Raw genomic sequence first — 22,164 nt, forward strand, 5'->3', positions numbered from 1 at the left:
TTTATTATAATTAATCTAAATAAAAAAGAGATGGTGATGAAGTGTGCTGACAATAAAGAAATTGCTTTGTGATAATAAAAATAATCCGATAGGTATAGATTCAAAAGTTGTTAAAATTAGCTGGCAACTTGAGTCAAATAACAAAAATGTAAAACAACGTGCTTATCACTTACAAGTTGCAACTGATAAAGATTTCGAAACGATAGTATTTAACTCACAGAAAGTAGAAACAGATCAAAGCTTGCATATACCGATTGATTTATTTCCATATAGAGCTGAGACACGTTATTTTTACAGAGTAAAGGTGTGGGATAACTATGAAGAAGAAACACCTTGGTCAAACGTCGCATTTTGGGAAACTGGATTACAAGGATATGACAATTGGAGAGGAAACTGGATTGCTGCGAAAAAAGAGCGAACACAAGTTATGTCTTTTAATAAAAGTTTTTCTATTAAAAAAGTAGTTAAAAAAGCACGCTTATATATCACTAGTTTAGGACTATATGAGGCTTCTATTAATAGAGAGCGTGTTGGAGATTGTTACTTTACTCCTGGATGGACAAGTTATGATAAGAGAGTATTGTATCAAACGTATGATATAACGCATTTATTAAAGATTGGCCAAAATGATATTTCTACTCTGGTAGGTAACGGCTGGTATAAGGGGCCGATTACTATGCATCATGTACGTAATTATTACGGGGAAAGACGTGCGATAATTGCTCAATTACATATAACGTATGAAGATGGAACAGAAGAAGAAATTGTAACTGACGAAACATGGAAGGTAACTCCAAGCTCTATTTTATATTCGGAAATTTATGAAGGTGAGGTTTACGATGCTAGGTTAGAAGAAAGTGGTCAAGAGGTAGAGCACGTTGAAGTAATTGAGCATTCTAAACAAATAATTGTTGCACAAGAAAATGAATCAATTCGTAAAATGAAAATGATAAAACCGATTTCTATTTCAAAACTACCGGATCACGAATGGCTCATTGATATGGGGCAAAATATGGTAGGATGGGTGCGCTTTACAGTCCATCATGTTTATAGTGGCCAAAAGATAGAATTGAATCATGCTGAAATGTTAAATAAAGATGGTAGTTTGTATACTGGAAATCTCCGAAAAGCAAAACAAAAAATAGTGTATATAGCAAAAGGAGAGGCGGAGGAAAAATTTGATCCTCATTTTACATATCAAGGCTTCAGATATGTGAAAATAAGTGGATTAACGCAGCCACCTCAAATAGCAGATTTTGAAGGGATTGTATTACATACGGATATGGAAAAAGCGACCGAATTTGAAACGTCTAATCCATTAATCAATCAACTTCATCATAATGTGGAGTGGTCTCAAAGAGGGAACTTCTTTGATGTGCCAACAGATTGTCCGCAGCGAGACGATCGACTTGGATGGACAGGAGATGCACAAATGTTCATTGGGACGGCTACACAAATTATGAATGTTCAATCGTTCTTTAAAAAGTGGCTCCAAGATTTATCATTAGACCAAAATGTTAACGGAGCTGTGCCTTTAGTTATTCCAGATGCGTTTGGGAAAAGAGCGGATTTTGATTTAGATACTTCTGGCGGTTGGGGCGATGCAGCAATTATTTGTCCATGGGTTCACTATTTACATTACGGAGATGTATCGATTTTAAAAGAGCAATATGACAGTATGAAGAAGTATATAGATTACATACGTTCACAGGGTGAGAATGAGTATTTATGGGATACAGGCTATCATTTAGGGGATTGGCTTGCATTAGATACGAAACCCAATGTATATGAAGGTGGAACAGATAAGCATTTTATTGCAACGGCTTTTTATGCATATTCAACATCGCTTGTACAAAAAATCGCTGAGATTTTAGGTGAAAAAACAGATGCTAAGTTTTATAAAGAGTTACATGGAAATATTGTTCAAGCTTTTCAAAATGAATTCGTTACACCAAATGGTAGGTTAATTTCAAATACCCAAACAGCGCACATATTAGTACTTCTTTTTGAACTAGTGAATGATAATAGGAAGGAGAAAGTATTCAATCGCTTAATTGGGCTTTTAAAAGAAAATAAAAATCATTTAACTACTGGTTTTATAGGAACACCGTACTTAAATTTAATTTTAAGTAAGTTTCAACGTCATGACCTTGCTTGTAAGCTTCTATTTCATGAAGATTATCCATCCTGGTTATATCAAGTGAAAAAAGGGGCTACAACAATTTGGGAACATTGGGATGGCGTAAAAGAAGATGGAACACTTTGGAATGATAATATGAATTCTTATAATCATTACGCATATGGTTCTGTCGTTGAATGGATATATCGATATATTATTGGATTAGAAGTGGATGAAACAAAGCCTGCATATAAACATTTTTATGTAAGACCACATTTTGATTCGAATTTAGAATGGATTAAAGTGAAGCGGGAAACAACTTATGGAGAAATTAAGATTGAGTGGCGTGTAGAAAAAGAACAAGCATTTTTACACGTTTCCGTACCACCTAATGCGAATGCTACATTACGAATAGACGACACGAATTGGAAAGCAGAACATAACCTCGAAAAGGATTTTGGATCAGGCGATTATAAATTTACATTTTGTAAAATATATTGAAATAGAATTCTGTTTATATAGAAATATTTTTTATTCATTAGGATTATTAAATTCACTGTTTTTCATGTTATGATAAATTTCATATAAGATTGAAAGAAGGTTTTTCTACATATGAAACATGCTGAAAATGAATACTTAAATTTATGCCGCCATGTAATGGAACATGGTACGAAGAAAGAAGATCGTACAGGGACAGGAACTGTATCTGTATTTGGATATCAAATGCGTTTTGATCTGAGTAAAGGATTTCCTTTATTAACGACAAAAAGAGTACCATTTCGCCTTGTAGCAAGTGAATTACTTTGGTTTATGAAAGGTGATACAAATATTCGCTATTTATTGCAGCATAATAATAACATTTGGAATGAATGGGCGTTTAAGAGCTGGGTAGAAAGTGATGAGTATACTGGTCCTGACATGACTGATTTTGGTCTTCGCTCACAACAAGATGAAGAATTTAAAGTACAGTACGATGAGCAAATGGAATTGTTTAAAAAGAACGTTTTAGAAGATGATGATTTCTCAAATAAATATGGTTATTTAGGAGACGTATACGGAAAGCAATGGCGTGCTTGGAAAACGACAGCTGGTGAGACACTTGATCAATTAAAAGATGTAATTGAAATGATTAAAAAAACACCAGACTCACGCCGCTTAATCGTCTCTGCTTGGAATCCTGAAGACGTACCGAGTATGGCATTACCGCCTTGTCATACGTTATTCCAATTTTATGTAGCGGATGGGAAACTTTCTTGTCAGCTATATCAAAGAAGTGGTGACATATTCCTTGGAATTCCATTTAACATTGCAAGCTATTCACTGCTAACACATTTAATTGCACATGAATGTGGTCTTGAAGTAGGAGAATTCGTTCATACAATTGGTGATGCACATATTTATACAAACCATTTTGAACAAGTAGAAAAGCAATTGGCACGTGAACCACGTCCATTCCCGAAACTTACATTAAATCCAGATGTGAAATCTGTGTTCGATTTTGAAATGGAAGATTTAACGATTGAAGGATATGATCCACATCCAGCAATTAAAGCACCGGTTGCAGTATAATTGTAGAGGAGATGAAAAGATGATTGTTTCATTTATGGTTGCAATGGACGAAAATAGAGTAATTGGTAAAGATAATAACTTACCTTGGCGTTTACCGAGTGAATTACAATACGTGAAGAAAACGACGATGGGTCACCCGCTTATTATGGGAAGAAAAAACTATGAAGCGATTGGTAGACCGCTTCCTGGAAGACGTAATATCATTGTAACTCGCAATGAAGGGTACCACGTTGAAGGATGTGAAGTTGTTCATTCTGTAGAAGAAGTATTCGAACTATGTAAAAATGAAGAAGAGATTTTTATTTTTGGTGGAGCGCAAATTTACGATCTCTTTTTACCTTATGTAGACAAGTTATATATAACAAAAATCCATCATGCATTTGAAGGAGATACATTCTTCCCAGAAGTGGATATGACAAATTGGAAAGAGACTTTTGTAGAAAAAGGCTTAACGGATGAAAAAAATCCGTATACGTATTATTACCACATATATGAGAAACAACAATAATAAAAAGATTGATGTGAGAATTCGCATCAATCTTTTTATTTGTATTCAATAATATAAGTTTATAGATGAGATTTGATAGTGCTATAATGGTAGGTAGCATGTGAAAAATGCTAAAATTTTCAAAAGTACTAATATAGAAAGAGGAGGAGAATCGATTGAGAAAGATATGGGGGATTCTTTTTCTTTGCTTAACATTCATGTTAGTCGGATGCGGTAAAGAAGAAAAACCACAAGAAGCGTTTGATACATATGTAAAAGCATGGAATAAACAAAAATTTGCAGATATGTATGATCAACTATCAAAAAATGCAAAAAAAGATATTTCAAAGCAAGAGTTTACTGAGAAATATGAAAAAATTTATTCTGGTATCGAAGTGAAAGACTTAAAGGTAGAAACAGGGGAAGTAAAAGAAGATAAAAAAGATGAAGGCCCTGTTCCATTTAAAGTAAGTATGGATACAGTTGGTGGTAAAATCACATTTGGTAATGAAGCAAAAATGGTGAAAGAAAAAGATGGAGATAAGGAATCTTGGAAAATAGATTGGACTCCTGACTTTATATTCCCAGGTATGACGAAAGATAGTAAAGTGCGTATGCAAACGACGCAACCAAAACGTGGAGAAATATATGACCGTAACGGTAAATATCTTGCGGTAAATGGTAAAGCTTCTGAAATTGGATTGATTCCTGAAAAGTTAGGCGATACTGCTCCCCAAACGAAAGAGACAGTAGCAAAGTTATTAAATATGTCTGTAGAAGAAATTGATCAAAAATTAGCTGCTAAATGGGTAAAACCAGGATATCTCGTACCAATTGGAATTTTACCTGATGGCGCAACGCAAAATACGTACATTGATTTACCAGGTGTTGCAACAAAACCTGTAAATGTTCGTTCATATCCATTAGGAGAAGCGGCAGCACATCTTACTGGTTATATTGGAAAAGTGAATGCTGAAGATTTAAAAACGCTTCAAAAGAAAGGCTATCAAGCTGATGATCCAGTCGGTAAAGCTGGTTTAGAGCAAGTATTAGAGGAAAAGCTACGCGGTAAAAAAGGTGGCCGTGTCTTTGTAGAAGATGCACAAGGAAAAGAAATTAAAAACTTAGCAAAAACAGATGCTGTGGATGGAGAAAACGTAACTTTAACTATTGATAGCGCTGTTCAAGATAAAATTTATAATGAAATGAAGGGCGAAGCTGGTTCAAGCGCAGCAATCAATCCAAAGACTGGAGAAACAATGGCACTTGTGAGCACTCCAGCATATAACCCAAATACCCTCACAAGAGGGGCATCAAAAGCGCAACGTGATGCGGTAAATAATGATCCGAAAAAGCCAATGACGAATCGATTTACACAATTATCAGTACCAGGTTCTGTATTTAAACCTATTACAGCTGCAATTGGTCTTGAAACGAAAACGATTGATCCAAAAGAAGAGTTGAAAATTGAAGGATTAAAATGGACAAAAGATTCTTCTTGGGGCAATTATTATGTAACGCGCGTGAAAGATGCAAATCCGATTGATTTTGATAAGGCGATGAAATACTCGGATAATATTTACTTCGCACAAGAAGCTTTGAAAATCGGAAAAGACAAGTTTATGAGTGAAGCAAAAAAATTCGGATTCGATGAGAAACTACCAATTGAATATGGATTCCCTGCTTCTAAAATTGCAAATGACGGCATTAAAAATGATATTCAAATGGCAGATACAGGATATGGACAAGGACAAGTATTAATGACTCCTCTTCATTTAGCTTTAACGTATGCGCCAATTGTAAATGATGGTACGATTCCATCACCGTATATTATTAAAACAGATAAACAACCAAAAGCTTGGAAAGAAAATGTAATTTCTAAAGGAAATCAGGATATATTAAAAACTGCTATGACGAAAGTAATTAATGATCCGGATGGTACAGGGAAAATTGCTAAAATTGATGGAATGACTCTTGCTGGAAAAACAGGTACAGCGGAATTAAAAGTATCTAAAGAGGCCGAAGGAAAAGAACTAGGCTGGTTCGCTGCATTTGATTTAAATTCACCAGACATGGTCATTACAATGATGATTGAAGATGTAAAAGGTCGAGGCGGAAGTAACATTCCAGCTGAAAAAGTGAAACATGTTTTTCAAAAATAATATGTAATAAAAGGCTGTGTCTATAATTTATAGACACAGCCTTTTTGTATGGGGATTCTTAATATCTATATACTAAATTTTAAAGAAACAAAATAAATCATTAACTTACGAAAAAAAAGTAGCTATTTTTTATTGACATAACATATAGCTTTTTGTATTATACTTACATAAGGTAAGTTATTTACTTTCGAAATATAAATCTCAAATTAAAGATAATATGAAAAAAGGGAGAGAATACAATGACAAAAGTACTATTTATCACAGCAAATCCAAATTCAGCAGAAGGTTCTTTCGGAATGGCAGTAGGGGAATCTTTCATCGAGGCTTATAAAAACGAGCACCCACAAGACGAAGTTGTAACAATTGATTTATTCAATACTACTGTACCAGCAATCGATGCAGATGTATTTGCTGCTTGGGGTAAATTTGCAGCAGGTGAAGGCTTTGAAACTTTAACTGAAGTTCAACAACAAAAAGTAGCAGCAATGAACACAAACTTAGAAACATTTATGAATGCAGATCGTTATGTATTCGTAACTCCAATGTGGAACTTTAGCTACCCACCAGTAGTAAAAGCATACTTAGATAACTTAGCAATCGCAGGTAAAACATTCAAATATACTGAAAACGGTCCAGTTGGCTTATTAGAAGGCAAAAAAGCACTTCACATTCAAGCTACAGGTGGCGTGTATTCTGAAGGAGCATACGCAGCTGTAGACTTCGGTCGCAATCACTTAAAAACAGTATTAGGATTTATCGGTGTAAATGATACTGAATATATTGCAGTTGAAGGTATGAATGCAAACCCTGAAAAAGCACCAGAAATTAAAGAAGCAGCAATTGCTAATGCTCGTGAATTAGCAAAACGTTTCTAATTATAGAATGTTTAAAAAGTCCAAACACTTGCTGTTTGGACTTTTTTTCTTCTTTTTCCTTCGTTTGTCTAGTATAATGAAGGTCGGAATGATAATAGGTGGGGGTTCTGTATGATTCAAACGTTTTTTAAAATCTTTTATTTAATTTTAATCGTAATTGCGATTACACCGAGAATGTGGCGTCTTAAAAGACAAGTAAATACGATGGCGCCAAAAGAAAAAGATAATGCTGTGTACAAAACGACAAATTGGTTTGGTAAGAAAATGGTACGTGTAGCTGGGGGGACAATAGAAGTTAAAGGACTTGAAAATGTTCCGAAAGACAAGCCGGTACTAGTTGTAAGTAATCATCAAAGTAATATGGATATCCCTGTTTTACTAGGTTACTTAAATAAACCAATTGGATTCGTATCAAAAGCAGAGATTAAAAAGTTCCCGGTTGTACCAACTTGGATGGAACTTATGAATTGTGTATTTATGGATCGTAGCGATCGTCGTCAATCTCTTAAAGCAATTAAAGATGGAATCGAGCTATTAAAGAATGGACATTCTATCGTGATTTTCCCAGAAGGGACAAGAAGTAAGGGTGGCGAAATTGGAGAGTTTAAGGCTGGGAGTTTTCACCTTGCAGTAAAATCTGGTGTAGCAATTTTACCTGTAACGTTAGATGGTACATATAAGATGTTTGAAGCGAATGGAAATCGTATGAAGCCAGCTCATGCAACAGTAACAATTTCTAAGCCGATTACACCTGAAGATTATGCAAATATGGATATTAAAGAATTAACGAAGCATACACAGGATGTTATCGCATCACAATTACATAAGTAATAAAAAAGGTTTCAGCTTATACAGTAAGCTGAAACCTTTTTTTATTATGCTGTAGGTAATACATAAAAAAGTACACAGAAGAACATCATTGCACTACCGCCTAAAACGAAAAGATGCCAAATAGCATGATTGAAAGGTAGCTTTTCCCAGAGAAAGAAGATTGCCCCGACAGAATATAAAATTCCACCTGCTAAAAGTAGTGAAAAACCATGTCCAGTTAGATTTTCATAAAGTGGTTTAATGGCAACGATTATGAGCCAACCCATAATGATGTAACATAAAGTTGATGCCTTTATAAAGCGACGTACAAAGAAGATTTTGAAGACGATACCTCCGATTGCAAGTGTCCATATAATAGCAAGTAACGTCCATCCTAATGGGCCACGAAGTGTAATAAGTAGAAAAGGAGTATACGTGCCAGCAATCAATAAGTAAATGGCTGAATGATCTAAAATAGTAAATATTTTTTCTACTTTAGGATGATGAATGCTATGTAACAATGTTGAAAACAAGTACAGTAAGAACATGCTTACACCATAAACCGTAAATGCAACTACAGCAGATGCGGTACCGTGCTTAGAGGCATGAATAATCAATATAATTAAGGCAGGGATGCTTAAAATGGCACCGATACCATGTGTAATTGCGTTTGCAATTTCTTCTTTTACAAATTGTGTCATTCGTGTCATTTTTTCAGTCATAATGCCAATCCTTTCTACTATCATAAAGTGAAATTTTAATCAGTGGGGGGTCATCACCCATTGCTTATTAGCCCTCACCAATCGGGCTTTAACGGACAGTTGATCCCCACCTAACTTCTTTGCTTGCACTGAATTTTGAGGTGGTGGTTCTTACTGCCCGTTAAAGCGGGATAAAATAATATGTCGTTTCCCTTACCATATCATACACAAGGGCAATAGAAAATGAAATTTGTATAATTGATTATATTTTTGAATTTTTTTGACAAAAGGCAATGGTTTTGTTGACGTTTTCAAACTTTTTTGACAAAATAAAATTATGCAATAGTAGGACAAGGAAACTACTAATAAAGGGGATGGGGAAATGTTTTCAAATATTGGCTTTCCAGGGTTAATTTTAATTTTAGTAGCCGTACTCATTTTATTTGGACCTAAAAAATTGCCGGAAATCGGGAAGGCTTTAGGGGAAACGTTAAAAGAGTTTAAAAAATCAACGAAAGAATTGACAGATGACGCATTTCAAGAGAAGGAAAAGAAAGAAAAAATGTAATGTATTTTTCTTGTAATGGATAAATAAAGTGTGGTGAACGAGATGGAAGATCGGGAAATGAGCGTAGTAGAACATATTGTTGAGCTTCGAAAAAGAGTAATATATACGGTGTTATCCTTTGTACTATTTTTAATTATTGGATTTACTTTTACAAAGGATATTTATTTTTGGCTTGTAAAAGATTTACCAATGAAATTAACTGTTCTCGGTCCAAGTGACGTATTGTGGATTTTTTTCTCGATTGCTACAGTATTTGCTATCGTTTGTACAATTCCTTTTGCTGCTATACAAATTTGGTTATTTGTAAAACCGGGTTTACATCCAAATGAACAAAAGATGACAATAATGTATATACCGGTATTGTCAATATTATTTATCGCAGGTTTATGTTTTGGATATTTTATTGTAATGCCGTTTCTATTTCACTTTTTAACTACGATAGGTAATGAAATGTTTAATACGATGTTTACGACAGAAAAGTATTTTCATTTTGTACTTAATTTAACAGTTCCATTTGCTGTGATTTTTGAATTACCTGTCGTTGTAATGTTTTTAACGAGTATTGGAATACTTACAGCGGAATTTCTAATAAAAATTAGAAGGTATGCTTACGTAGCTTTGATTATCATTGCATCTTGCATATCACCGCCGGATTTTTTATCGCATAGTTTAGTTGCGGTACCGCTTATTTGTATTTATGAAGTAAGTATCGCGTTATCAAAGGTTGTTAGTAAACGAAAAAAGAAAAGAGAAGAAATGCAGTCGAAAAGTGCCTCGTTATAAAGGCACTTTTTTATTTATTTGTTATACTATAGCTATAAACGTATACAATATATAGAAGAAAAAAATTATAGAATCTCCAAAATTTAGACAAACTTTGCGCTTTTAGAAGTTTATACTGAATGTATTAAACAATTGATGGATAATGAGATTCCCGTCTCAGGGCTCAGGGATATTTAAGGCGGGAAGGTGGATTAGGTGGAGATGAATAGAATATAAATCTTCTAACCATAAGGACTATAGAAATCATATAAGTCTGCTTTTACTCCACTTTAAACAACGTATTACAGCGCAAAGTAGAGGGAATTCAAAAATCCAATGAAAAAGAGGATTGATATTGTGATTACGAAAAGTTTTTATTTCACTCATTCAACAGGGGATTGTATAAAAATATTCGAAATCCCTGTCCTACAGGCACAGCATCCATTATCGTTTCTAATTCAGTCTCGTCTTCAATTATTTATCGCAAAAATTCAGAAACAAAAGCATCCAAGATTTTCATATTCTTTCCGTGAATATTTACAAAATTGTTTGAAGTGGAATGATTATTTAAATGTATATAAAACAAATACTCTTGAAAAAAATGCATGATATAGAGTAGAGACAGGGTTAAGAGCTCTGTCTTTTTCATTTTAGATATAAAAATATAATTAATTTGATGAAATTTCGTTCCAAATTGTTGAAAGCAATGGGAATACTAGTATAATAACAAGGAGAGCGTATTGGAAAGGGAAGAATATAATATGCAAAAAATTAAAATTGTAACAGATTCAACGGCAGATTTATCACAAGAGGTAATTGAGAAGTATGACATTCATGTTTTACCATTATCAATCTCTGTAAATGGACAAACATATTTAGATCGCGTTGATCTACAACCAGATGAATTTATTGAAGAAATGCTTAAATCAGAGGAACTACCAAAAACATCGCAACCAGCAATGGGTACATTTGTAGAAATGTATGACAAGTTAGGTGAAGATGGAAGTGAAGTACTTTCCATTCATATGACAAGTGGAATGAGTGGTACTGTAGCAACTGCAAATAGTGCTGCATCAATGACCGATACAAAAGTAACAGTTGTTGATTCTCAATTTATTACACATGCTTTAGCATATCAAGTAATTGAAGCTTCAAAAATGGCAAATGAAGGACGCTCACTAGAAGAAATTTTAAAACGTGTAGAAGAAGTGAGAAAGAATACTCGTTTATATGTAGTAGTAGATACATTAGAAAACTTAGTGAAGGGTGGACGTATCGGTAAAGGAAAAGCGTTTATCGGTTCGCTACTTAATATAAAGCCAATTGCTAGCTTAGAAGATGGTGTTTATAACCCAGTAACGAAAGTGCGCAGTCAAGGCCAAATTGTAAAAACATTAACTAAGTTATTTGAGGAAGATACGGCTGGAAAAGTTGTAAAAGCTGTTGCGATTCCGCATGCGAAAGCAATTCCTTTAGCTGAAAGTGTAAAAACAGCGGTTGAAAAAGTGAGTGGATTTGCTCATTCAGAAATTTTTTATACAACACCTATTATTAGTACTCATACAGGTCCGGGTGCAATCGGATTTATGTATTTAGCAGAGTAATAAAAAAGCTACTTGAAAATATATTTCAAGTAGCTTTTTTATCCCGCATCAACGGACAGTAAGACTCCCTACATAAAGAAAAGAAGTTAGGTGTGAGATCAACTGTCCGTAAATGCCCGATTGGTGAAGGCTAATAATCAGCCGGGGATGAACACCCCCCCACTGATTAAAGTTTCACTTTATGTGAATAGAAAGTAAGAAATAAGTAGGGCTATACAAGCACTACCGCTAATGATATAGCGAGTCTGTAAATATTCATTCATAGAAAACACCCTTTATCCCGCTATTTGCGAGCAGTAACACTCCGGAGGTTAGGTGGGAGCCTTACTGCCTGTAAATGCCCGATTGGTGAAGGCTAATGATCAGTGCGGGCTGAAGAAACCCACTGATTAAAGTTTCACTTTATGATTTTCTATAGTATATGTTGGATATAGAAAATAAGTAGTGGCGTTACACTTGTAAAGTTTCAATTATTTCATTTACTTGCTTATCGTTTGTTGTGCTATTATAAGTAAAAGTTTGGCCTAAAAAGAGTACATGTAGTTGTTCCCACGGTAGCATACGTAAATTCCAATTATTTCGAAGGCGCGTTACTGCCTCGCGAGGTGTTTCATCGGCGAGTGCAAAAGCACCATAATGCATCGGTATAAAATGTGTAGCGTTTAAATCTAAATAAGCCTGCACTGCTTCTTCTGGTGAAACATGAGACACTTTCATAAACCATTCTGGTTCATAAGCGCCAATTGGCATAAGAGCAATATCAATTAAAAAGCGTTTACCAATTTCTTTGAAACCTTGGAAATAGCCACTGTCGCCACAAAAATATATGGTTTCCAAAGTCGTTTCATTATCAATAACCCATCCGCCCCAGTGAGACGTATTCATATCAAATAAGGATCTTCTCGTCCAGTGCTGAGCAGGTACGAAATGAAAAGAAACGTCGTTAATTGTCGTACTTTCCCACCATTTATACTCTTCTACATGTGTAATTTTCTTACGCGTAAATAATTTTTTTAACCCAATAGGTACAAGATATAGAACATCATCATTCAATTGACGAAGAGTTGAAAAATCTAAATGATCATAATGACCATGCGAAATAAGGACAATATCAATTTTAGGTAGTTCTTCTATAGAAAGTCCAGGTTCTGTAAGTCGTGGAACTAGCTTTAATTTATTAGCCCATACTGGATCCGTTAATATATTCAGCCCATTCGTTTGGATAAGAAAAGTGGAATGCCCAATCCATGTGACAGTCGTTTTTTCAACATTACTTTGTAAAAATGAACTTTGTTTAACAGGTGATTGTTCTACTAGGAAAGAAAAGTCTTTTTTGTTTTGCTTTCGTTCTTTACGCCATCGTAAGAAAGAACGAATTGATTTTTTTGTACTAACATTATCCATATTTTCATAGCGCTTTGCCATGAACATCACCTCATTTAAAATCGTTGTATTTGTATTGTACCGAAATGTTGTTAAGGAATACAGTGTATAACATGGATTAATGTTTAAGTAATTGTTAAAAAATAGGGGGAGTTATTTACAAAATTAACAATGAAATTAGTTTCACAAATACTATTTAGTGAAATAATAGTGGAAAAATATTTTTTGTCTAGTAATTGGCTTGAAATAAAGAAGTAACATACGTAAATTCGTACGATTTCGTGAACAAATGCAGTAAACAATTTTCTCGTAGTGTTAACTTTTGTTATGATGAACATAACCTATTTAAATTTAGGATAGAGAAAAGAGGTTTATAAATGAAGCGTTATCAAAAAATAATTGGTCTTATGGTTGTATTTTGTCTCTTTGTACTTGCAGGATGTAGTGGATCAGGTTCAAAGCTTCGTAAACCATTAAATTGGGATTTAGAAACTTTCCAATTCACAAATCAAGATGGAAAACAATTTGGTACAAAAGATTTAAAAGGGAAAGTATGGGTTGCAGATTTTATGTTTACAAATTGTCAAACAGTTTGTCCACCAATGACTGCAAACATGGCGAAATTACAAAAGATGGCAAAGGAAGAAAAATTAGACATTCAGTTTGTTTCGTTTAGTGTAGATCCAGACCTTGATAAGCCAGAAAACCTGAAAGCGTTTATTCAAAAATTCACACAAGATACTAGTAACTGGAATTTATTGACGGGTTATTCGTTAGAAGATATTACGAAGTTTGCAAAAGATAATTTCCAATCGCTTGTAGATAAGCCAGAGAACGGTCAAGTAATGCATGGTACATCATTTTATTTAATCGATCAAAATGGGAAAGTAATGAAAAAGTATAGTGGTATTAGTAATACGCCATACGAAGACATTATACGTGATATGAAGCGATTAGTAGATTAAAAATAAGGGTGCATAGCACCCTTATTTTTTTTGCATTAGTCTATAGATAAAATGTCATGTTGCTGAGGAAGTTTCGGTGCCCGAATTTCTAATACACCGTTTTGATAGGAAGCTTTCGCTGCTTTTTTATTAATTGAATAGGGTAATTTAATTAATCTTGATGCTTCTGAAACGGAACGTTCTCGGCGATAATAGTTATGGGATGTTTGTTCTTCTGCCTCTTCAAGTAACTCTTCTTTTACAGAGACTTTTAAGTATTCACTTTGTATTTCAATTTGAATTTGTTCTTTTTGTATACCTGGTAGTTCAGCTGTAACAACGAGTTCTTCTCCAACTTCATATAAATCTACAGGGAATGTTAATAAACGGTTTCCCTTTTGGAAAAAATGATTTAAATCAGCGATTACACTGCGAAGAGGTGTTTGCTCGAAGAAATCATCAATTTGCTTTAAATAATTTCGAACTGGTGGGCGAGAAGAATCTTTTTTTTCTTCACTCATGATATTCCCTCCTAGAAATCAATTTGCAATATCATATGACAAAAGCGGAGAAAGGTGAGTGCCTAGTTTTCATGTTTTCATAAAAAAATGTTAAAAATGTGAAATGGAGTGATTTTTTTATAGTTTTTGGTCGCCATATTCAGTTGATTATGCTAGTATAAATAGGGTTGATATAGTAGTATAGAAACAGAATGAAAACCGAAAGAGGGTAAGAAGTATGTGTGGTTTTGTAGGATGTTTATGTGAAAACCCTAGAGAGTTTTCAGAAACAGAAAAACATCAATTTGAAAATATGAACACGATGATTTTCCACCGCGGTCCAGATGACGAAGGATATTTTCGTGATGAACATGTACAATTTGGCTTCCGCCGTTTAAGTATCATTGACTTAGAGGCAGGACATCAGCCACTAACTTATGAAAATGATCGATATGTAATTATTTTTAATGGTGAAATTTACAATTATGTAGAATTACGTGAAATGTTACTTGAAAAAGGTGCAACGTTTGCAACGCAATCTGATACAGAAGTTATCATTGCATTGTATGCACATATGAAAGAAAAATGTGTAGATTACCTTCGTGGTATGTTTGCATTTATGATTTGGGATCGTGAAGAGAAGAAACTTTTCGGTGCACGTGACCACTTCGGTATTAAACCTTTATACATCGCACAACAAGGTGATACTACATTCTTCGCATCTGAGAAGAAAAGTATTATGCATGTGATGGAAGATAAAGGCGTTAATCCAACGTCACTACAACATTACTTTACGTACCAATATGGTCCAGAGCCAGAAACATTAACAATTGATGTTAATAAAATCGAGCCTGGTCATTATTTCGTAAAAGAAGTTGGTAAAGAGATGGAAATCCATCGCTACTGGAAACCTTATTTCAATGCTTCAAGCGCAACGAAAGAGGAGCATATCCAAGCAATTCGTGATGTGTTATATGATTCAGTAAAAGTGCATATGCGCAGTGATGTACCAGTAGGTTCATTCTTATCTGGTGGTATCGATTCATCTATTATCGCTTCTATCGCAAGAGAAATGAATCCAAATCTTTTAACATTCTCTATTGGTTTTGAACAACGTGGCTTCAGTGAAGTTGATGTTGCCAAAGAAACTGCTGAGAAATTAGGCGTTAAAAACCATAACGTATTCATTTCAGCGAAAGAGTTTATGGATGAGTTCCCAAAAATCATTTGGCATATGGATGATCCTTTAGCAGATCCAGCAGCTGTACCATTGTACTTCGTTGCAAAAGAAGCACGTAAGCATGTAACAGTTGTCCTTTCAGGTGAAGGTGCAGACGAGCTATTTGGTGGTTATAACATTTATCGTGAGCCAAACTCACTAAAAATGTTCTCTTACATTCCTAGCCCAGGCAAGAGCGTTCTAAAAGCATTAAGTGGTGCTCTTAAAGAAGGCTTTAAAGGCAAGAGCTTCCTAGAGCGTGGATGTACGCCAATTGAAGAGCGTTACTATGGAAACGCGAAAATCTTCCGTGAAGAAGAGAAAGTTGAATTAATGAAGTATTACAATGAAAGTGTTAACTATATGGATATCACGAAACCATTGTATAACGAAATTAAAGATTATGATGATGTAAGCAAAATGCAGTACATTGACATGTTCACATGGTTACGCGGTGACATTTTATTAAAAGCTGATAAGATGACAATGGCAAACTCATTAGAACTTCGTGTACCGTTCTTAGATAAAGAAGTATTCGATGTTGCATCTAAAATTCCAACTGAATTTAAGATTGCTAACGGAACTACGAAAGCTATTTTACGTGAAGCAGCACGCGGAATCGTTCCAGATCACGTATTAGATCGTAAAAAGCTTGGATTCCCAGTACCAATTCGTCACTGGTTAAAAGACGAAATGCATGATTGGGCTATAAATATTATAAACGAGAGTAAAACAGAGCATTTAATCGACAAACAGTACGTATTAAACTTACTGGAAGCACATTGTGCAGATAAAGGCGATTATAGCCGTAAAATTTGGACTGTACTTGCGTTTATGGTATGGCATCAAATTTATGTTGAGCATAAATACGATACGAATAAGTTCCATGAAGAAACAAAACGTGCGTATAGCTTAGTTTAATTAGAAAAACCTTAAGATCGCATACGGTCTTAAGGTTTTTTTCATAAATAGGAAGTATTATTGATACAATAATAGTAAAAGGATGGACAACATATGATTACGTTTGAGAAAGTTACTGTAGAAAATGAAAGCGTTGTTAAAGAAATGTTTAGATCGCATAGTTTAGGTGAGAAAAAGGTACAGTATTGCGTGAAAGTTGATGATACATATATTGGTGTAATAGATTATAGTGTTCAAGAGGAACGAGCTGTATTATCACAGCTAATTATTCATTTTGATTATCAAGGTTACGGTTATGGTACAAATACGTATTTTACATTTGAAGAAATGATGAAACAAAGAAATGTGAAAGAGATAAAAGTACTACAAGAGGAATTAACAGAAAAATCCAAGTCTTTCATAGAGAGTTTTGGTTTTACTTCAGAAGATGGAGCCTATGTGAAGAAAATATAACGATGATTATTTATGCGATACAATAAATATAAGGCAGGTGGATGTATGATGATGACTTCTGGACTTGTATTAATTGGAGGGTGCTTTATAGTAGCAGAACTATGCCATATAATCATTCGGAAAAGAATGATTAAGAAAAGAAAGCCGTATGAATTACAATACGTCCCTGTGTTTTTCATTATGTTTTGTATGCTTTTTACACTACAAAATCTAATGAACTTTCCACCACTTGTGAATATTTTTTTAAAGTTCGGTTTGCTTTATAGCGGTGTTGGAATAGCTCTTTTATTTATTTTATTTTGCATACGTTATATTCACTATCAATCCTATATATTTATTTTAAATTGGTTAAAGCAAGATGATAGAAACCGCCTTACATAAGGTGGTTTTTTATTTGAGCTTTTAACGGCTAGTGAGACTTGGCAAAAATGATCTTTCTTATGTTGAATGTTATTCATTATTTTCATACTCTTGAACTATTCATACAATCTATATAAAAGACAAACGTTTGAATAGCGGAGTGAATCTAAATAGCATATATTAAAAAAGTTTTCTGATATACATTGACAATGTATGAAACATACATTAACCTTTAATTGTTAATGATAATCGATTTCATCTAGGGAGGACATATGATACATACTAAAAAACTAATTATGTTCTGCATTATGGTACTCATGGTTGTAATTGCAGGATGTAGTAAAGATGAGAAAAAAGAAAATGATACATCAGCAAAGGCAAAAGATTCATATACTGTAAAGCATGCTATGGGCGAAACGACAGTAAATGGTACACCTAAAAAAGTTGTTGTTTTAACAAATGAAGGTGCAGAGGCTCTTCTAGCTGTGGGCATAACACCAGTGGGGACTACGAAACCACGTGCGGGTGATGAATGGTATCCTCATGTAGCGAAAGAGTTAAAAGATACGAAAGTTGTAGGAACTGAGCGCGATATTAACTTAGAGGCTGTAATGAAGCTTAAGCCAGATTTAATCATAGGTAATAAAATGCGTCACGAAAAAATATATGAACAGTTAAAAGAAATCGCACCAACTGTTTATGCAGAAACATTACGCGGTGATTGGAAAGAAAACTTTACGCTTTATACAAAAGCTGTAAATAAAGAAAAAGAAGGGAAAAAAGCCCTTGATGATTATAAAAAACGTATTGAAGGAATGAAAGAGAAGTTAGGCGATAAACTGAATTCTAAAGTCTCTATTATTCGCTTCGTACCAGGTGATGTTCGTATTTATCAAAAGAATTCATTCTCAGGTGCTGTATTAAATGATATTGGGTTTAAACGACCACCATTACAAGATAAAGATGATTTTGCGATAAAAGGAATCACAAAAGAGCAAATTCCAAATATGGACGGGGATTACTTATTCTATTTCACATCTGATAAAGATGCAGATAAAAATAATGAAGGTAATACGTTGGCGAAAGAATGGACAGAAGATCCACTCTTTAAGCAACTACAGGCTTCTAAAAATAATAAAGTATTCCAAGTAGATGAAGTGATTTGGAATACAGCAGGCGGTATTGTAGCTGCAAATCTAATGTTGGATGATATTGAAAAATATTTCCTTAAATAAATGAAAAAACACATCACTTTTACGAAGGGATGTGTTTTTTTGTTTGTTTAAATACAGAAAATTCCTTCTTTTCAGATGACATAAGTTGTACAATAAAATCAATCATGTGATAAAGGAGTGGGGAAGAATGAAAGCTACTCATAAAGATTGGATTTTGTTTAATGGGAGAATTATAAATACGAAGGAAGAACAGCCGATGGTCGCATTAGAAGAGCGAGGTTTCCAATTTGGTGATGGTATATATGAGGTATTTAGACTATATGATGGTAAGCCTCATTTATTAGATTTACATTTGGAACGATTTTTTAATTCTATGGCAGAAATAAAACTAATTCCACCTTTTACGAAGGAAGAATTAGTGGAAGAGCTACATCAAATGATAGAAAAGAATCAATTTCAAGAAGATGGGAATGTATATTTGCAAATATCAAGAGGCGCACAACCGCGTAATCATGTATATGAGGCGGATTTACAGCCGACATATTTTGCAAATCTTGTTTCATTTCCAAGACCAATTGCTTTAATGGAGGCTGGGATTAAAGTAACAGTAGAAGAGGACATCAGGTGGAAGTTTTGCCATATAAAATCATTAAATCTATTACCTAATATCATGATTAAAAATAAAATAAATGAACAAGGGTATCAAGAAGCAATATTAGTACGAGATGGCATTGTGACTGAAGGGTGTCATTCGAATTTCTTTATGGTGAAAAATAATAAATTGATTACACATCCGGCTGACAAATTCATTCTACACGGTATTACGCGCCACTATGTTATGACATTAGCGAAAGAGTTACATATCGAAGTAGCGGAACGAGAGTTTTCACTACAAGAAGTATATGAGGCTGATGAGTGCTTCTTTACAGCGACGCCACTTGAAATATTCCCAGTCGTTCAAATTGGTGATGAACAGTTTGGAGCTGGTGAAAGAGGACCAATTACAAAAAAACTACAAGTTGCATATGAAGAGAGTATTCGTTTGTTTAAAGTGACAAATTAATCATGAATAAAAAAGCTGGTATTCTTCCGGCTTTTTTTCATGATATAATTCAACCGTAGAGCAAGATTTGAAAACGCTGTAAAAAGGGGATTTAATATATGAATTATGAAGATTTTAAAGAAGTAATTCACGGAAGAAGAAGTGTTAGAAAGTTTACAGATCAAGAAGTATCTACTCATGATATAAAAGAAATAATTGATTGTGCTCGTTATGCACCGAGCGATACGAATTCACAAACGTGGGAATTCTTGGTCATTATGAATCGAGAGAAAATTAAAGAAATTGAACAAATGACATGGGATGCATTACATAAACTTGCGACAAAAGCAGCGGAAAATGGAGAAGAGAAAGCAGGGAAATTACTTACACGTTCTTTCGGACCATATGCGACAGCTTTCTCTGAGGCACCAGTATTAATCGTATGTTTGGCAACACCATATGAATCAAAGTTTCGTGAAAAGATATTTGATCCAATTGCTTTTGTTCCAGATTCAGTTTGGGAAGAAGAAGGAATTAAGAGTAGCTGTTTAGCGGCACAAAACTTAATGTTAGCTGCACATGCAAAGGGACTTGGTACTTGTCCAATGACAGGGCCAGTATTGCTAGCTCAAGATGAACTGCGCCAATATTTACAAATTGAGCCTGAAAAACAAATAAATATGGTTATTTCACTCGGATTTCCGAAAGATAAACCAAAGAAGCTTCCAAGAAAAGAAGTAGAGGAAATTACAACATTTGTTTTTTAAAGTGCTATATAGAAAAGACATTGAACAGATCAATGTCTTTTTATTTTGAAGCGGGTATTATATCGATGTGTTGGGCTAAAATGATAAATAAGAAGGAATTACTATTTATTTCATAAAAAAAATTAATGTTCTATTAAGGAAAGTATGATACATTAATCGTGAGCGAGATTCTATATGTTCATAAAAGTTTTAAAAGTAGTCTTAAAATTAAAAAGTTATTTTTGTATAATAAAGTATAATCAAATTACAGGGGGGATGAATTTTGAAAAAATTCATAATCACTGGATTGTCTGTATTGTTATTAGTAGGTTGCGGTGCTCCACAGGAAAAAGAGGACGCGCAATCAAAACAGGAAGAACAAGTTGTAAATGCAAGTGATGAGAATATGGTTGTATTTCCTGAAGGAGCAATATCAATTGGAGAAGGGAAAGTAAAAGTGATTACTCCAGATGGTACTTCTGAAAATGGTAATATACCGACTGTATTTATCAAAAAGGATACTTTAATTCAACAAGTTGAATTAGAACTTTCTAATTTTCAAAGTGATAAAGAAACATTCATATTTGTAGATCAAATGTATACAGATAAACATCAAGTAACTAGTACAACACAGACAACAGTACAATTAAAAGAAAAGACGCTTGAAACAGGTAGTCATACAATTACTGCGGTTCAGTATGAAAATAATGATCCGAAAGGTAAAGTTATTAACTTTAATCAAGCGACGTTTGAAACAAAACCAGCGGCTTAATATGAATAAAAAGTACATTACTCAAAAAGTAGTGTGCTTTTTTGTTTGGATGGAATGATGTAATAGAGAATAATGTATTTCGTTTTCTAGTACGATTAAGCAGTAAGGAATCATTTGTTACTACTATGATGGAGAAAGAGGTTGAAGGTGTGAATCGGTATGTTCGTATCTTCTTGATTAGTATAATCATGTTAGTAATTTGGTTTACTATACAAGACGTTATTCAACTTACGCTCAATTATCAAATTCATGACTTGTTAATGGGAAGTATATGTTTTGTCATTGTGTACCTGTTTTATGCTAAACTTGGATTATGATAAGTTTTGCGAGGAAAATGTAGGTATTTCATTTGAAATGTCGAATAGTACATACGATGTCGTAATAACAAATTTTCTATTGTTTACTGTGAAACAGAAGAAGGGGAGATAGTAGTTATGAAACGAGCTCTTATTAATATTGATTATACATATGATTTTGTAGCGGAAAAAGGCGCTTTAACTTGCGGAAAACCAGGTCAAGAAATTGAGCAGGAAATTGTACGGATAACGAAGCAATATATTGAAAATGGAGATTACGTAGTGTTTGCAATTGATAAACATGAAGAAAATGATGAATATCATCCCGAAGCAAAATTATTCCCCCCTCATAATATAGCAGGTACAAGTGGAAGAGACTTGTTTGGTGAATTACAAGATGTATATGAAGCATATCAAAATGAAAAGAATGTATATTACATGGATAAAACACGATACAGTGCATTTGCTGGAACGGATTTAGAGATGAAGCTAAGAGAAAGAGGAATAGAAGAAGTTCATCTTGTAGGTGTTTGTACTGATATTTGCGTTCTTCATACAGCAGTAGATGCTTATAATAAAGGATTTAAAATTGTTGTTTATGAAAAGGCAGTTGCATCTTTTAATGCGCAAGGACATGAATTTGTACTTGGACATTTTAAATCTTGTTTACATGCAGAAGTGAAATGAAAAAGAGGC

The 22,164-nt window shown here is 34.0% G+C and carries 23 protein-coding genes; 20 read left to right on the forward strand and 3 right to left on the reverse strand.

Going from position 1 to position 22,164, the window contains the following annotated elements:
- Positions 1-43: 43 nt before the first annotated feature.
- The 6 genes from COK05_RS07665 to COK05_RS07690 all read left to right on the forward strand — a co-directional run bounded on the left by COK05_RS07665 (position 44) and on the right by COK05_RS07690 (position 8,043).
- On the forward strand, positions 44-2,620 hold the full coding sequence (locus COK05_RS07665; protein WP_098612105.1) for an alpha-L-rhamnosidase: 2,577 nt from the start codon (positions 44-46) through the stop codon (positions 2,618-2,620).
- 111 nt (positions 2,621-2,731) lie between these two features.
- Positions 2,732-3,688: a thymidylate synthase gene (locus tag COK05_RS07670; RefSeq protein WP_000679600.1), complete on the forward strand. Its 957-nt coding sequence runs from the start codon at positions 2,732-2,734 to the stop codon at positions 3,686-3,688.
- Positions 3,689-3,707: 19 nt separating this feature from the next.
- Entirely contained in the window at positions 3,708-4,196 is a 489-nt protein-coding gene (locus COK05_RS07675) for a dihydrofolate reductase (protein ID WP_098612106.1), read from the forward strand.
- A gap of 155 nt (positions 4,197-4,351) precedes the next feature.
- Entirely contained in the window at positions 4,352-6,337 is a 1,986-nt protein-coding gene (gene pbpC, locus COK05_RS07680) for a penicillin-binding protein 3 (protein ID WP_098612107.1), read from the forward strand.
- A gap of 239 nt (positions 6,338-6,576) precedes the next feature.
- Positions 6,577-7,212 (forward strand): FMN-dependent NADH-azoreductase, encoded by a 636-nt coding sequence (locus COK05_RS07685; RefSeq protein WP_098612108.1) that lies wholly within the window; start codon positions 6,577-6,579, stop codon positions 7,210-7,212.
- 111 nt (positions 7,213-7,323) lie between these two features.
- Positions 7,324-8,043: a lysophospholipid acyltransferase family protein gene (locus COK05_RS07690; RefSeq protein WP_098612109.1), complete on the forward strand. Its 720-nt coding sequence runs from the start codon at positions 7,324-7,326 to the stop codon at positions 8,041-8,043.
- A gap of 44 nt (positions 8,044-8,087) precedes the next feature.
- Here COK05_RS07690 and trhA read toward each other — a convergent pair whose 3' ends face one another.
- Complete coding sequence (gene trhA / locus COK05_RS07695; protein ID WP_000136889.1) at positions 8,088-8,744, reverse strand: PAQR family membrane homeostasis protein TrhA; 657 nt, start codon at positions 8,742-8,744, stop codon at positions 8,088-8,090.
- A 361-nt stretch (positions 8,745-9,105) separates the two neighbouring features.
- On the opposite strand from trhA, the gene COK05_RS07705 reads away from it, so the two are divergent.
- The 4 genes from COK05_RS07705 (at position 9,106) to COK05_RS07725 (ending at position 11,657) form a co-directional block, all read left to right on the forward strand.
- Entirely contained in the window at positions 9,106-9,291 is a 186-nt protein-coding gene (locus tag COK05_RS07705) for a twin-arginine translocase TatA/TatE family subunit (RefSeq protein ID WP_000492443.1), read from the forward strand.
- 42 nt (positions 9,292-9,333) lie between these two features.
- Positions 9,334-10,074 carry a twin-arginine translocase subunit TatC gene (tatC, locus tag COK05_RS07710; protein WP_000390119.1) on the forward strand — a complete coding sequence of 247 codons (741 nt, stop codon included), beginning with the start codon at positions 9,334-9,336 and terminating at the stop codon, positions 10,072-10,074.
- 336 nt (positions 10,075-10,410) lie between these two features.
- Positions 10,411-10,662, forward strand: coding sequence for a DUF2535 family protein (locus COK05_RS07720; protein WP_000629012.1), 252 nt, complete (start codon positions 10,411-10,413; stop codon positions 10,660-10,662).
- A gap of 152 nt (positions 10,663-10,814) precedes the next feature.
- The gene (locus COK05_RS07725) at positions 10,815-11,657 is read left to right on the forward strand and encodes a DegV family protein (protein ID WP_098612139.1); all 843 of its coding nucleotides are present in this window, start codon (positions 10,815-10,817) and stop codon (positions 11,655-11,657) included.
- A 450-nt stretch (positions 11,658-12,107) separates the two neighbouring features.
- On the opposite strand, the gene COK05_RS07730 is transcribed toward COK05_RS07725, so the two are convergent.
- Positions 12,108-13,082, reverse strand: coding sequence for an MBL fold metallo-hydrolase (locus tag COK05_RS07730; RefSeq protein ID WP_098612110.1), 975 nt, complete (start codon positions 13,080-13,082; stop codon positions 12,108-12,110).
- Positions 13,083-13,417: 335 nt separating this feature from the next.
- On the opposite strand from COK05_RS07730, the gene COK05_RS07735 reads away from it, so the two are divergent.
- A complete protein-coding gene (locus COK05_RS07735; protein WP_098612111.1) occupies positions 13,418-14,005 on the forward strand; it encodes an SCO family protein in 588 nt (195 codons plus the stop codon).
- A 35-nt stretch (positions 14,006-14,040) separates the two neighbouring features.
- Here the strand turns inward: COK05_RS07735 and COK05_RS07740 are convergent, their stop codons facing one another.
- On the reverse strand, positions 14,041-14,505 hold the full coding sequence (locus tag COK05_RS07740; RefSeq protein ID WP_098612112.1) for an Hsp20/alpha crystallin family protein: 465 nt from the start codon (positions 14,503-14,505) through the stop codon (positions 14,041-14,043).
- A gap of 217 nt (positions 14,506-14,722) precedes the next feature.
- Between COK05_RS07740 and asnB the strand changes: the two genes are divergently transcribed.
- From asnB to COK05_RS07785, 9 genes are all read left to right on the forward strand, one after another.
- A complete protein-coding gene (gene asnB, locus COK05_RS07745) occupies positions 14,723-16,624 on the forward strand; it encodes an asparagine synthase (glutamine-hydrolyzing) (protein ID WP_000333823.1) in 1,902 nt (633 codons plus the stop codon).
- Positions 16,625-16,717: 93 nt separating this feature from the next.
- Positions 16,718-17,077, forward strand: a complete 360-nt coding sequence (locus COK05_RS07750) for a GNAT family N-acetyltransferase (RefSeq protein ID WP_098612113.1) — start codon at positions 16,718-16,720, stop codon at positions 17,075-17,077.
- Positions 17,078-17,128: 51 nt separating this feature from the next.
- Entirely contained in the window at positions 17,129-17,458 is a 330-nt protein-coding gene (locus COK05_RS07755) for a hypothetical protein (RefSeq protein ID WP_098612140.1), read from the forward strand.
- Positions 17,459-17,709: 251 nt separating this feature from the next.
- Positions 17,710-18,672, forward strand: a complete 963-nt coding sequence (locus COK05_RS07760) for an ABC transporter substrate-binding protein (RefSeq protein ID WP_098612114.1) — start codon at positions 17,710-17,712, stop codon at positions 18,670-18,672.
- Between the two features lie 127 nt (positions 18,673-18,799).
- Positions 18,800-19,675, forward strand: coding sequence for a D-amino-acid transaminase (gene dat, locus COK05_RS07765; protein ID WP_098612115.1), 876 nt, complete (start codon positions 18,800-18,802; stop codon positions 19,673-19,675).
- Between the two features lie 98 nt (positions 19,676-19,773).
- Entirely contained in the window at positions 19,774-20,421 is a 648-nt protein-coding gene (locus COK05_RS07770; RefSeq protein ID WP_098612116.1) for a nitroreductase family protein, read from the forward strand.
- Between the two features lie 262 nt (positions 20,422-20,683).
- Complete coding sequence (locus COK05_RS07775; RefSeq protein ID WP_098612117.1) at positions 20,684-21,172, forward strand: hypothetical protein; 489 nt, start codon at positions 20,684-20,686, stop codon at positions 21,170-21,172.
- A 41-nt stretch (positions 21,173-21,213) separates the two neighbouring features.
- Entirely contained in the window at positions 21,214-21,489 is a 276-nt protein-coding gene (locus COK05_RS07780; protein WP_098612118.1) for a hypothetical protein, read from the forward strand.
- 117 nt (positions 21,490-21,606) lie between these two features.
- Positions 21,607-22,155: a cysteine hydrolase family protein gene (locus COK05_RS07785; RefSeq protein ID WP_098612119.1), complete on the forward strand. Its 549-nt coding sequence runs from the start codon at positions 21,607-21,609 to the stop codon at positions 22,153-22,155.
- Positions 22,156-22,164 lie beyond the last annotated feature (9 nt).

It is taken from the genome of Bacillus cereus, from assembly GCF_002567495.1.
GTDB classification, from domain to species: Bacteria; Bacillota; Bacilli; order Bacillales; family Bacillaceae_G; genus Bacillus_A; species Bacillus_A cereus_AQ.